The organism is Edwardsiella sp. A.80236 (assembly GCF_044540725.1).
Taxonomy (GTDB): Bacteria; Pseudomonadota; Gammaproteobacteria; order Enterobacterales; family Enterobacteriaceae; genus Edwardsiella; species Edwardsiella tarda.
Window position 1 is genome coordinate 90,571 of the sequence record NZ_JBIUCY010000012.1, and the last position, 11,754, is coordinate 102,324.

General features: G+C 61.1%; 12 protein-coding genes and 1 pseudogene. 8 read left to right on the forward strand and 5 right to left on the reverse strand.

Annotated features, from left to right (window positions below; all coding sequences use genetic code 11):
• The first annotated feature begins 148 nt into the window (after positions 1–148).
• Positions 149–445 carry a metalloregulator ArsR/SmtB family transcription factor gene (locus ACEQFP_RS11580; protein ID WP_005283671.1) on the forward strand — a complete coding sequence of 99 codons (297 nt, stop codon included), beginning with the start codon at positions 149–151 and terminating at the stop codon, positions 443–445.
• Here ACEQFP_RS11580 and dld read toward each other — a convergent pair.
• Complete coding sequence (gene dld / locus ACEQFP_RS11585) at positions 442–2,166, reverse strand: D-lactate dehydrogenase (protein WP_005296611.1); 1,725 nt, start codon at positions 2,164–2,166, stop codon at positions 442–444. The two genes, ACEQFP_RS11580 and dld, sit on opposite strands and share 4 nt — an antisense overlap.
• 179 nt (positions 2,167–2,345) lie before the next feature.
• Here dld and queD point away from each other — a divergent pair, with 179 nt between their 5' ends.
• A complete protein-coding gene (gene queD / locus ACEQFP_RS11590; protein WP_005283665.1) occupies positions 2,346–2,708 on the forward strand; it encodes a 6-carboxytetrahydropterin synthase QueD in 363 nt (120 codons plus the stop codon).
• On the opposite strand, the gene ACEQFP_RS11595 is transcribed toward queD, so the two are convergent.
• A complete protein-coding gene (locus ACEQFP_RS11595; protein WP_370546900.1) occupies positions 2,709–3,839 on the reverse strand; it encodes a 3-phenylpropionate MFS transporter in 1,131 nt (376 codons plus the stop codon).
• Positions 3,840–4,113: 274 nt separating this feature from the next.
• Here ACEQFP_RS11595 and ACEQFP_RS11600 point away from each other — a divergent pair, with 274 nt between their 5' ends.
• Entirely contained in the window at positions 4,114–4,290 is a 177-nt protein-coding gene (locus tag ACEQFP_RS11600) for a hypothetical protein (protein ID WP_005283657.1), read from the forward strand.
• A 43-nt stretch (positions 4,291–4,333) separates the two neighbouring features.
• On the opposite strand, the gene queE is transcribed toward ACEQFP_RS11600, so the two are convergent.
• Positions 4,334–5,005, reverse strand: a complete 672-nt coding sequence (gene queE / locus ACEQFP_RS11605) for a 7-carboxy-7-deazaguanine synthase QueE (protein ID WP_370546901.1) — start codon at positions 5,003–5,005, stop codon at positions 4,334–4,336.
• Positions 5,006–5,236: 231 nt separating this feature from the next.
• Here queE and ACEQFP_RS11610 point away from each other — a divergent pair, with 231 nt between their 5' ends.
• The 3 genes from ACEQFP_RS11610 to ACEQFP_RS11620 are packed head-to-tail and all read left to right on the forward strand — an operon-like array spanning position 5,237 to position 7,279.
• The gene (locus ACEQFP_RS11610; RefSeq protein ID WP_005283650.1) at positions 5,237–5,836 is read left to right on the forward strand and encodes a HutD family protein; all 600 of its coding nucleotides are present in this window, start codon (positions 5,237–5,239) and stop codon (positions 5,834–5,836) included.
• Between the two features lie 46 nt (positions 5,837–5,882).
• Positions 5,883–6,800: an SPFH domain-containing protein gene (locus ACEQFP_RS11615; RefSeq protein ID WP_005283647.1), complete on the forward strand. Its 918-nt coding sequence runs from the start codon at positions 5,883–5,885 to the stop codon at positions 6,798–6,800.
• Positions 6,797–7,279 carry an NfeD family protein gene (locus ACEQFP_RS11620; protein WP_047060260.1) on the forward strand — a complete coding sequence of 161 codons (483 nt, stop codon included), beginning with the start codon at positions 6,797–6,799 and terminating at the stop codon, positions 7,277–7,279. Before ACEQFP_RS11615 ends, ACEQFP_RS11620 begins: the two co-directional genes overlap by 4 nt.
• Here the strand turns inward: ACEQFP_RS11620 and cueR are convergent.
• Positions 7,233–7,646, reverse strand: a complete 414-nt coding sequence (cueR, locus tag ACEQFP_RS11625; RefSeq protein ID WP_098143360.1) for a Cu(I)-responsive transcriptional regulator — start codon at positions 7,644–7,646, stop codon at positions 7,233–7,235. The genes ACEQFP_RS11620 and cueR overlap by 47 nt on opposite strands.
• A 121-nt stretch (positions 7,647–7,767) precedes the next feature.
• Here cueR and copA point away from each other — a divergent pair, with 121 nt between their 5' ends.
• Entirely contained in the window at positions 7,768–10,512 is a 2,745-nt protein-coding gene (copA, locus tag ACEQFP_RS11630) for a copper-exporting P-type ATPase CopA (protein WP_005283634.1), read from the forward strand.
• 134 nt (positions 10,513–10,646) lie between these two features.
• The gene (locus ACEQFP_RS11635; protein WP_370546902.1) at positions 10,647–11,459 is read left to right on the forward strand and encodes a TraB/GumN family protein; all 813 of its coding nucleotides are present in this window, start codon (positions 10,647–10,649) and stop codon (positions 11,457–11,459) included.
• A gap of 105 nt (positions 11,460–11,564) precedes the next feature.
• Here ACEQFP_RS11635 and ACEQFP_RS11640 read toward each other — a convergent pair.
• Positions 11,565–11,726: pseudogene (locus ACEQFP_RS11640) on the reverse strand (transcriptional regulator); the annotation flags it as partial.
• Positions 11,727–11,754 lie beyond the last annotated feature (28 nt).

Genomic DNA, 11,754 nt, shown 5'->3' on the forward strand with positions numbered 1-11,754 from the left:
CACCTCATCATATTCATTCATCTCACCGGCCAGCACGCGCCGTCGCGTTGCGGCGATACCCTCATCATTATACAATAGTATATAATGTTAATTTGTAAACCGTTGAAGGGGAGAATGACTGATGCCCTCATCCGTATCTGCGCGACGAATGCAACAGGCCGCGGCCGGAACGGCGGCGATTCTGCGCGCCCTCGCCAATCCTGACCGCCTGCTGTTAATGTGCTGCCTCAGCCAGCACGAGGCATCGGTCGGCGAGCTGGAGGCAGCAACGGCGATCGGACAGCCGACACTCTCCCAACAACTCGGCGTATTGCGACGCCTGGCGCTGGTCGAGACCCGGCGCGAGGGCAAGCAGATCTTCTACCGTATCGCCGATCCTCGTACCCTGACGCTGCTGGAGACGCTACACCAACTGTACTGCCCCGCGCCGAACGACTCCGCCTAGTGGTGACCATCGCACTGCCAATGGCGACATTTGCTGGTCTTGCCAATGCCAGGATTCAGCGTGTTGGTCGGGTCTTGGCGCCGGTAAAAGTCACGCAACGGCGCCTTGGCCGAGTAAAGATGACCGACATTATGCTCCGCCGGGTATTCGGCACCACGCGCATCCAGCAATGCCAGCATCTGCGCCTTGATCGCCGCCACATCGGCCCCCTTGCGCACGATGTAATCCTGGTGGAAGACATGGCACATAAAATGGCCGTAATACAGGCGATGTAGCAGGTTTTGCGTCAACTCCGCGGGCAACTGCTCGAACCATTGGCTGTCATTGCGCCGTAACGCAATATCCAATGCCAGGATATCTTCGACCTGATCGCTATGCACCGCCTGGTAACGGATGGCGGCACCGGCGGCGGCGAAACGATGCAGGAAAGCCTTATTGCCCTCCTCCGCGCTACAGACAAAGAACGCCCCTTCCGCCTCGGCAAAGTAGCGCGTTAACCACTGCTGAGCCTCCTCGATGCCGTCTCCGGCCATCTTCAACAAAAGATGGTGTTGATAGCGATCGCGATACTGCTTCAGGCGCGGCGGCAGATGGCTCGGCCACAGGCGGCTCAAGCCTTGCATGGTGCGATCCAATAGATGAGAGGGCAGCAAGGGCACCTTCTCTGTCAGGGCATCGATGCGCCCCTTGAGATTGAAGAAAAACGGCATGCGATCCGTCCCCAACTTCTCGATCATCAGGAAGGTATCTTTGCCATAACGCTCGGCGATATCGAAAATATCACGGTGCATATACTCGCCGGCGACCGGCAGGTGAGTAAAGTGGGCCAGGATATGGCGCCGTAACGCGCTCAATACCTCAGGCTTATTGGTGCCGATGTAAAACACCTGCTGGCGTGGCTCGGCGGGGAAGGTATCCAGACGCACGGCGAAGACCGCCAGCTTGCCGGCACAACCGGAAGCCTCGAACAGACGGCGCTCGTCGGCGTTGAAGCGGGCTGGCGTGTCCGCGTCGATCTCACGCACCCGTTGGGCATAGTCATGATCGGAGGCTTGACGCTCATCATGCTGCACCGCCTCATCATCATAGCGTCGCTGCTGCAGATTGGTCAGGATCGTCTCTGGGGTGTCACCCAGGGCAATCCCCAGATGATTGATCAACTCCGCCTCGCCCCGTTCGTTAACCCGGCCATACAGCGCCATCTCCGTATAGGCCGGACCACGCTGTACCAGTGCCCCACCGGAATTATTGCAGATACCCCCGATCACCGAGGCGCCGATGCACGAAGAGCCAATCACCGAATGGGGTTCCCGTCCCAGCGGCTTGAGCAGACGCTCCAACTGCCACAAGGTCGTGCCCGGCAACGCCACCACCTGACGCCCGCCATCCAGGAGCTGGGCGCCATCCAAACGTAGGGTATTGATGATCACCAGTTCACGATCATAGTCATCGCCGTGCGGGGTCGAGCCTTCGGTCAGGCCCGTATTGGCAGCCTGCATCAAAATGATGCGATCGGCCTCGACACAGGCTTTAAACACCTGCCACATCGCCAATAATGAGGTGGGAAATACCACGGCCAGCGCACGCCCTTGGCCGGAGCGAAAACCTTTACAGTAGCGCGCCATCTTGCGCGCCTCGCTTAACACGGCGGAGGCGCCGACAATGGCACGTAACTGCGATAACAACATTTCCGCAGGGGGAGACGAATGATCATGCGGCATGACAACACTCCTGTGACAGACATGAGGGATGCCCACAGAATAGTGCCACGCGCCAATAATTAACAAAGAAAAAACAGAATAATGCAAGACCGATAACACAATCTATGCATACGCGACGAAACTACCCCCTCACGCCGCTTTGCGCTACCATGCGTCTCTTTTCGTTATGAGGCGTCACCATGACCACTACCCTGTTTAAAGAGTTTCAGTTCGAAGCGGCTCACCGTCTGCCGCATGTGCCGCAGGGGCATAAGTGTGGCCGTTTACACGGTCACTCGTTTCTGGTGCGCATTGAGATCAGCGGTGAAGTCGATCCCCACACCGGTTGGGTAATGGACTTCGCCGATCTGAAAGCGCGCTTCCAGCCGATCTACGATCAGCTGGACCACCACTATCTCAACGAGATCACCGGACTGGAGAATCCGACCAGCGAAGTGTTAGCGCACTGGATCTGGCAGCAGCTCAAGCCCCGCCTACCGTTGCTGAGCGCCGTCATGGTGAAAGAGACCTGCACCGCGGGCTGTACCTATCGCGGCGCCTGATCAGCGTACGCCGGGGCGAAGGAACAGCACCGGCGTCACCAACAACGCCATCAGGTAGAACGTCGCACTCGGGCTATATTGGTAGACCACACCGGCCAGTACCGTCATCAACGCCACGCTTCCCCCCATGCCCAACGCCGAGTAAACCGCCTGTAGACGGATCACATCGCCCCCCTGACGTGCAGAAATAAAGCGCATCGCCGCCAGATGACACACGGTGAAGGTTCCGGCGTGTAGGATCTGCATCGCCACCAGCCAAGGCAACGCCGTCGTGGCCCCCATCATCACCCAGCGCAGCAAGGCGCACAGGCAAGAGAGCAGCAACAGACCAGACACCGTCCAGCGGCGGAATAGGCGATTGCTCAGGGCGAAGATGATCACCTCGGCGACCACCCCCAGCGACCATAGATAGCCGATCAGCGAGGCGGAGTAACCGGCTTGGCTCCAGAACAGGGTACTAAAGGCGTAATAGCCGGCGTGCGCGCCCTGCAATAATGCACAGCACAACAGGAAGCGCCATACCGCCCCTTCGCGTAACAAGATGGGCCACGGGGTAACCTGGGCCACCTGCTGTGCCGGGCCATCCAGGGGAGGCCTGGCAGGCCGCGGCAACATGCCCAGCAACATCGCCAGCAACCCCGCCAACAAGCTATAGAGGATGGCCTGATGGCCGAAGGCGTTGACCAATTCGCCCGTCACCGCCGAGCCAATGATAAAGGCCAACGACCCCCACAGACGGACCTTGCCGTAATCCAAGCCGATCTGGCGCTGCCACGTGGCGGCTAACGCATCGGTGAGCGGTACCAATGGGCCGTAGAACAGACTGAAACCGATCATCACCGCCAGCAACCAGGCCCAGGCGTTACCTAACATGAAGGCGACACCGGCGAACAGGGCAATCAAGGTCACCAGGCGCAGCGCCACAATCAGTTGCGAGGTTTTCTTCACCGCCGGCGTGATGAAGAGACTGCCGATAAAGCGAGCCCCCATACCGGCGCCCAACAACACACCGATGGATTCCGGGGCGACGCCCTGATCCTGCAGCCACAGGCTCCAGAAGGGCAAAAAGACGCCGAATGAGAAAAAATAGGTGAAATAACTAAGTCCTAACCAACCCGCCGATGGCAACATAACCTCTCCTTGCCCGCGTACGTCGCCGTCGCGCTCTCCCGCCGGCCGCCCGTGCGCGCTGAAAATAGCCGCCTACTTTAGCCATCCGTCCGATGTCAGGCAAACGATTATTCGGCGTACGGGCCTGCTTGCCGGCGACACCCCGAACTTTCATCGTGCACACGCCGATAACACAAGAAATGAGAGGGGTAACGGTTTTCGGATATTCCCTGCTTCACCTTCGCGGGCGACGCGCTATCATGCGCCGGTAATTAATCCATCAGGAGCGTATACCGTGACGCAAAGCCCGCACTCCGACTACCGTCAGATCGATGCCCTCAAGGCGGAGATCAATGAGCAACTATGGATGATTGAGATGGATCTCAGGCCTGATCGCCAACCCGCATCACCGGCTCACCCGGCCGGTACGGCACCGACTCCACGGCGTTCGGCCACCCCCACCCGGCGTTAACCCTTCACCGCCCGTATCCCTACGGATACGGGCAGCTGCCTCGTCACACGATATGTAAATACTTGTGCGTCTGCATCGAGAGACGCCAGTTACGCGCCAAGCAGGTGTCGATACACAGACGGGTCGCCCCCTCCTTACAGGAGATCGGTTGTAACGCCACCACCTGTGGCAGCGCCTCCCCTAAGGTCGCCAACAAGGCGTCTAACGCCGCAATATCACGCTCTCTGGCGACCGGATGCTTGATTTCATTGGCGCGGCGTAGTGCCGAGGTCAGCACTGCCATGCCCCCGCGTATCGCGACTTTCGGCGATACCGTCACCCAGGTCTGCTCGCTACAGCGCACCGGATGGGTGCCACTGGTTTCGATCTGACACTGATAGCCCGCCTGCTCCAACGCCAGCGTCAGCGGCAGTAAATCATGTAGGCATGGCTCCCCGCCGGTGATCACCACATGGCGCGCCGCATAACCGCGTTGTTGCAACAGCGCACACAGGGTAGCGACATCGGCGCTGGCCCAAGCATCGCTCTCGGCGGCCTTCTCCACCACCTGCTCCAGCGCGACCTGACGCACCGCATCCTGCTGCCAGGTATGCTTGCTGTCACACCAGCTACAGCCGACCGGGCAGCCCTGTAAACGAATAAAAATGGCCGGCAGGCCGGTATAGAAGCCCTCGCCCTGCAGGCTGTGGAATATTTCATTGATTGGATACTGCATCGCTCTGCCTTTCTGTACACCGTTGCGGGCGGCCATTGTGGCAGATTTCACGCCGAGCACCAAACCAGCGGCAGCCATACGCTACAGCGACAATGGCTGCCATCGAGGACAACTATTTGACGCATTGCATGCCATTGTTCACAAAATAGCTATACATTATAGAGATGGCCGGGACGCCTGCGTCCCACAGGATCACGCCGTCGTGCGGCCCCGTTGACAGGACAGAGAGCGATGAACCCGTGGCAAATTCACCGATTGAGTGATTACGCGATCCAACCCTGGCACAATGGCCAGGGCCATACCCGTGAGATCATGCGGGAAGATAACCGCAGCGGCACACGTTTCCGCTGGCGCCTTTCGATGGCCGACGTCACCCATGACGCGCCCTTCTCCCACTATGGAGGCTATCAACGCATCCTCTCGCTACTCGAGGGCGACGGCCTGGCGCTGACCATCGACGGTACGCCGCAGCCGATGTTGCATTGTGGCGATATCGCGCGCTTCTCCGGCGATAGCCGGGTCACCAGCCAGCTGTGTGACGGAATGGTACGCGATCTCAATCTGATCTACGATCCGCGCCACTATGGCGCTCGGCTGCAATGGCTCGCCATCCGTCCCGAGATGCCACCGTTGCGCTGCCACGCCAGCACCATCCTGCTATTCTGTCGCGAGGGCGCGGTGACCCTGACGCCGCTCGGCGCGGCCAAGGCGCTGCACCTCGAACGCTACGATAGCGCCACCCTGATCACCCCCTGTCCCCAGACGCATAGCCTGGATCTCAGTGGCCACGGCCAGTTGGGGGTCTTCGAACTCACGGCATTCCCCGAATGAGGCCACCCGGCCTCCTGATGAGAACGATACGCGTAAGGAGCCAGCTATGTTTACTGTCTTTCCCGTCTTAGTGGTGGTCGCGCTGATCATCGTCTGGTCGGCGATCAAGATCGTCCCACAGGGTTATCAATGGACCGTCGAGCGCTTCGGGCGCTACACCCGCCCCCTGATGCCGGGCCTGAATCTCGTGATTCCGTTTATGGATCGCATCGGCCGCAAGATCAACATGATGGAGCAAGTTCTCGATATTCCCTCGCAGGAGGTGATATCGAAAGATAACGCCAATGTCACCATCGACGCCGTCTGCTTTATCCAGGTGATCGATCCGGCGCGTGCCGCCTATGAGGTGAGCAACCTCGATCAGGCGATCATTAATCTGACCATGACCAACATTCGTACCGTACTCGGCTCGATGGAGCTGGATGAGATGCTCTCCCAGCGTGACATGATCAACAGCCGTCTGCTGCAGATCGTCGATGAGGCCACCAACCCCTGGGGGATCAAGGTGACGCGTATCGAGATCCGCGATGTGCGTCCACCGGCTGAGCTGATCGCCTCGATGAACGCCCAGATGAAAGCCGAACGGACCAAACGTGCCGACATCCTGGAAGCCGAAGGGGTGCGCCAGGCCGCCATCTTGCGTGCCGAGGGGGAGAAACAGGCGCAGATCCTCAAGGCGGAAGGGGAGCGGCAATCGGCCTTCCTCCAGGCCGAGGCGCGCGAACGCGCCGCCCAGGCCGAAGCCCAGGCCACCGCCATGGTGTCCCAAGCGATCGCCGCCGGTAATGTGCAGGCGATCAACTATTTCGTCGCACAAAAATATACCGAGGCGTTACAGCGCATCGGTGAATCGCAAAACAGCAAGGTGATCATGATGCCGTTGGAGGCCAGCAGCCTGTTGGGTGCCGTCGGCGGGATCAGTGAACTGCTGCGCCGCGAAGGCGACAAGGATTGTCGGCCATGATGGCCTATCTATTCGCCAACCCGCACGGTCTATGGTTGACGCTGGGCGGCCTGTTGCTGGCCGCCGAGTTACTCGGCGCCGGTGGCTATGCCCTGTGGAGCGGCTGCGCCGCCCTACTGGTCGGCCTGTTGCATTGGCTGTGGCCGTTTGGGTGGGAGACGCAACTCTCCCTGTTTGCGCTATTGACGGTGATCAGCGCCCTACTCTGGTGGCGCTGGCAACGACATAGTGGGCGCGAGGAGGCGCAGGATAGCGCCCTGAATCAACGCGGGCGCCAATTGATCGGCCAACGCGCGACGCTAGAGCAACCGCTGGTCAACGGCCATGGTCGCTTGCGCCTGGGCGACAGCAGTTGGCGCATCACCTGCCAACAGGATCTCCCGGCGGGGCAGTGTGTGCAAGTACAGGCCGTCAGTGGCATCACCCTCGAGGTTATTCCCTGCCCCCGGAGCGATGATGGCAACCCGCCAGGCCATTGATGATCGGGCAATCGGCGCTGTCATCACCGGGGCAGGCCTGAGCCAATGCCGCCAGACGGTCACGCATCGCTTGGAGATCACGAATATGTTGCTCGATCTCCGCGACTTTCTGCAGGGTACGCTGCTTGACCTGTGCGCTATGGCGGTGTTCATCGTGAAACAAGGCCACCAGCTCACGGCACTCCTCCAGGGTAAAGCCGACCTGACGCGCCTGGCGCAATAGCGTCAGCTCCTCCAGATGCCGCGCCGCATAACGGCGGTAGCCATTCTCCCCACGTAGCGGTGCGGTAACCAAGCCCTTCTCTTCATAAAAACGGATCGCCTTGCTACTCAGACCGGTTTTTTTCGCCACTTCGCTAATATTCATCCCTTCCCCTTGACCTTAACCTTGCAGGAAGGTTTAAGCTTAAACGCAATTGAGAACTACGCCAAACCCTAAGCGGCCTGGCCGCATCGTTGACGAATCCTTCGCGAGAGAGGTTTATATCATGTCACAGACACAATTATTCGCCTTGCAGGGTCTCTCCTGCATGAACTGCGCCAAGAAAGTCAAAAACGCGTTAGAGGCACGCCCCGATGTGGAGCAAGCCATCGTCGCCACCCCGCGTTACGCCAAGGTTAGCGGTAGCGCCGACGCCGCCGCGATCATCGCCACCGTCGAGCAGGCCGGCTACCAGGCCACACTCGCCACCCAACCGACGCAACGCCTGGCGCTGAGCGAACTGAGCTGCGGTCACTGCGTCGCCAGCGTCACCAAGGCGTTGGAGGCAGTCGCGGGCGTCGACGCCGTCATGGTGACGTTGACGCAAGCCGATGTCTACGGCCAGGCCGACAGTAAGGCTCTGGTCGCCGCCGTGCAACAGGCCGGCTACCAGGCTCAGCTCATGGAGGAGGGGTCACACCCAAAATCTGAGCCGCTGCCCCGTACTGATACAGTAATGCCGGAAACCTCGGCAGCGGCTCCGCAATCCACTCCGGCCACCTCCGTCGTCGCGGCGCCTCAGGCGAGCGGCGACGATGATGACAGTGTTCAGCTGCTGCTGGAGGGCATGAGTTGCGCCAGCTGTGTGCTGAAGGTGCAAAACGCCCTGCAGGCGGTTCCTGGGGTCGAGCATGCCCGCGTCAATCTGGCCGAGCGTAGCGCGTTGGTCAGCGGACACAGCTCGCCGCAGGCATTGGTCGAGGCGGTGCAGAAGGCGGGATACGGCGCCGAGGTGATCCAGGATGAGAGCGTGCGCCGCGCCCGTCAGCATGAGAGTGCCCAAAAGGCGGTACGCGCCTTCCGCTGGCAGGCCGCCATCGCCCTGGGGGTAGGTCTGCCACTGATGGCCTGGGGGCTGTTCGGCGGCTCGATGACGCTGACCGAGCAGAGTCGCACGCCTTGGCTGATCGTCGGCCTGGTGACGCTGGCGGTGATGATCGGCGCGGGCGGCCACTTCTACCGTAACGCGTGGCGTAGCCTGATGAATGGCAGCGCCACCATGGATACCTTAGTGGCGCTGGGCACTGGCGCCGCCTGGCTCTACTCCATCAGCGTCAACCTGTGGCCCGAGATCTTTCCGCCGGAGGCGCGCCACCTCTACTACGAGGCCAGCGCGATGATCATCGGTCTGATCAACCTGGGTCACGCCATGGAGGCGCGGGCGCGTCAGCGCTCCTCCAGCGCGCTGGAGCGCCTGCTGGATCTGACACCACCGACCGCACGCCTCGTCACCGATGAGGGCGAGAAGAGCGTGCCGCTGGCCGAGGTACAGCTGGGTATGACCCTGCGTCTGGTCACCGGCGATCGCGTGCCGGTCGACGGGGAGATCCTCTCCGGCGAGATATGGCTTGACGAGGCCATGTTGACCGGCGAACCGATCGCCCAACAGAAAGGCCCCGGCGATCGGGTGCATGCCGGTACCGTGGTCACCGACGGCAGCGTATTGTTCCGCGCCGCCGCCATCGGGAGCCAAACGACCCTGGCGCGCATCATTAAGCTGGTGCGGCAAGCGCAGAGCAGTAAACCGGCCATCGGCCAGTTGGCGGATCGCATCTCGGCGGTATTCGTACCGACGGTGGTCGCCATCGCCGTGTTCAGCGGACTGATCTGGTACTTCTTCGGTCCGGCGCCGCAACTGATTTACACCCTGGTGGTGGCGACGACGGTATTGATCATCGCCTGTCCATGCGCCCTGGGCCTGGCGACGCCGATGTCGATTATCTCTGGGGTTGGCCGCGCCGCCGAACTGGGAGTATTGGTGCGAGATGCCGACGCGCTGCAACACGCCAGCGAACTGGACACCCTGGTGTTCGATAAGACCGGGACGCTGACGGAAGGGATGCCAAAGGTGGTCGCCATCGAGACCTTATTGGGGCACAGCGAGGCGCAGGTACTGCGTTGGGCCGCCGCGTTAGAGAGCGGCTCGAACCACCCCTTGGCGCGTGCGATCACCGAACGCGCCGCCGGAGAAACGCTACCGGAAGTCAGTCAGTTCCGTACCCTGCGCGGACTGGGTGTCAGTGGCGAGGCTGAGGGACATACCCTGCTGCTGGGCAACGCCGCGCTGATGCAAGAGCAGGGCATCGACATCACCGCCTTGGAGCGCCTGCTGGAGCAGCAGGCGGGGCAAGGTGCGACGCCGGTCCTCTTGGCCGTCGACGGCCAGGCCACCGCCCTACTCGCCATCCGCGACCCGCTGCGGAGCGACAGCGTCGCCGCCCTGCAACGCCTGCACGGCATGGGCTATCGCCTGGTGATGTTGACGGGGGATAACCCGATCACCGCCCAGGCCATCGCCCGCGAGGCGGGGATCGACCAGGTGATCGCCGGCGTACTGCCAGAAGGTAAGGCCGAGGCGATCAAGACGCTACAACGCGACGGCCATAAGGTGGCGATGATCGGCGATGGCATCAACGACGCGCCGGCGCTGGCTCAGGCTGACGTTGGGATCGCCATGGGCGGCGGGAGTGATATCGCCATCGAAACGGCGGCCATCACCCTGATGCGTCATAGTCTGTCTGGCGTGGCCGATGCGGTGGCGCTGTCACGGGCGACGCTGCGCAACATGAAGCAGAACCTGCTGGGGGCGTTCGTCTACAATACCCTCGGTATTCCGATCGCCGCGGGGGTACTCTACCCGCTGACCGGTACCCTGCTCAGCCCGGTGGTAGCCGGAGCCGCCATGGCGCTCTCCTCCATTACCGTCGTGAGCAACGCCAACCGTCTGCTGCGCTTCACCCCGAAAGGGTAAGCATGCCGACATGCCGCACGAAGATAAAAAGCACCGGAATCCGGTGCTTTTTTTCCTTCATCAGGTAGCATGAAATAATTAGCATAGCCTGTAACGCTGCCCGCTCCATGTGGCAGCTCCTTGCCGGAGGCACCATGTTCCACCGACTACGGCGTCTGGCGGTCCGTTTCGGGCTGCTGTCTGCCCCACGCTACCCCTATCCGGCCTGTGATGTCACCTTGCCCGGCGCTATTCGGCTGCATCTGGTCGCTAGCATTCACATGGGCAACGCGGCGATGTCACCGCTACCGGCCGCACTATTGCAGCGCGTCGCGCAGGCCCAGGCGCTGATCGTCGAGGCAGATATTACCCGCGCCGACAGCGCGATCACCAGCGAAGCGCAATCCCTCTCGTTGGCGCAACGCCTCGATGCGGCACGCTATGACGCGCTACTGCGCCGCTGTCGAGAGACCGGGCTGGATGCGAGTCAGCTGGATCGCTTTCCCCTATGGCGCTGTGCGCTACTGCTCCAAGCGCAACAGGCGCAACAGCTAGGATTAAACGGTGAGTTCGGTATCGATTACCAACTGCTGCTCGAGGCACAACGCGCCACCCGCCCGATCATCGAACTGGAAGGGGCACAGAGCCAATTAGCAATGCTGCATCGCTTACCGCATCAAGGACGCGATCTGCTGGATGACACCCTGACCCACTGGCAGAACAACGCGCGTCTACTGCAAACCCTGATCGGCTGGTGGCTAACGCCGCCCCCGGCGCTGCAAACGCCGCTGCCGATGACCTTCTGCCCAGATCTGGCCGATGTTTTAATGGCTCAGCGTAACCGCGCTTGGTGTCAACAGCTACGCACCCTCCCCCCCGGTGACTATGTGGTAGCCGTCGGCGCCCTGCATCTCTTCGGCCCGCAAGGGTTACCCGAGTTGCTGGCCGCCGACGAGGTTGCGAGATAAGACGTCACCTACGCCCCCAACCGGCAGCAAAGCTTGTGCCGGGCGGCTTATCACCCGTACCGGCGACATGACGAGCGACATTCAGACGCTGAGCCGATCTAACCGTCAGGCGTCGAACAAATAGCCATCGACGTCGATCGCATCAACATCGGAGAAAACTCCGGGACGCGGCTTGACGTTTTCCCGCGGTTGCCACATGGCTAACTTGATGGCCAGCGCGTCTTTCTTAACCGATACCGCCAAGATCTGGCGGTGCTCGGCCAGCCAGGCCACAACACGGTGCCGTGTCCTAATC

What these genes read in the sequence shown, in the direction of transcription:
- ACEQFP_RS11580 (WP_005283671.1), top strand. Translation starts at nt 149, where the DNA reads ATGCAACAGGCCGCGGCCGGAACGGCGGCGATTCTGCGCGCCCTCGCC.
- dld (WP_005296611.1), bottom strand. Translation starts at nt 2,166, where the DNA reads ATGCCGCATGATCATTCGTCTCCCCCTGCGGAAATGTTGTTATCGCAG.
- queD (WP_005283665.1), top strand. Translation starts at nt 2,346, where the DNA reads ATGACCACTACCCTGTTTAAAGAGTTTCAGTTCGAAGCGGCTCACCGT.
- ACEQFP_RS11595 (WP_370546900.1), bottom strand. Translation starts at nt 3,839, where the DNA reads ATGTTGCCATCGGCGGGTTGGTTAGGACTTAGTTATTTCACCTATTTT.
- queE (WP_370546901.1), bottom strand. Translation starts at nt 5,005, where the DNA reads ATGCAGTATCCAATCAATGAAATATTCCACAGCCTGCAGGGCGAGGGC.
- ACEQFP_RS11610 (WP_005283650.1), top strand. Translation starts at nt 5,237, where the DNA reads ATGAACCCGTGGCAAATTCACCGATTGAGTGATTACGCGATCCAACCC.
- ACEQFP_RS11615 (WP_005283647.1), top strand. Translation starts at nt 5,883, where the DNA reads ATGTTTACTGTCTTTCCCGTCTTAGTGGTGGTCGCGCTGATCATCGTC.
- ACEQFP_RS11620 (WP_047060260.1), top strand. Translation starts at nt 6,797, where the DNA reads ATGATGGCCTATCTATTCGCCAACCCGCACGGTCTATGGTTGACGCTG.
- cueR (WP_098143360.1), bottom strand. Translation starts at nt 7,646, where the DNA reads ATGAATATTAGCGAAGTGGCGAAAAAAACCGGTCTGAGTAGCAAGGCG.
- copA (WP_005283634.1), top strand. Translation starts at nt 7,768, where the DNA reads ATGTCACAGACACAATTATTCGCCTTGCAGGGTCTCTCCTGCATGAAC.
- ACEQFP_RS11635 (WP_370546902.1), top strand. Translation starts at nt 10,647, where the DNA reads ATGTTCCACCGACTACGGCGTCTGGCGGTCCGTTTCGGGCTGCTGTCT.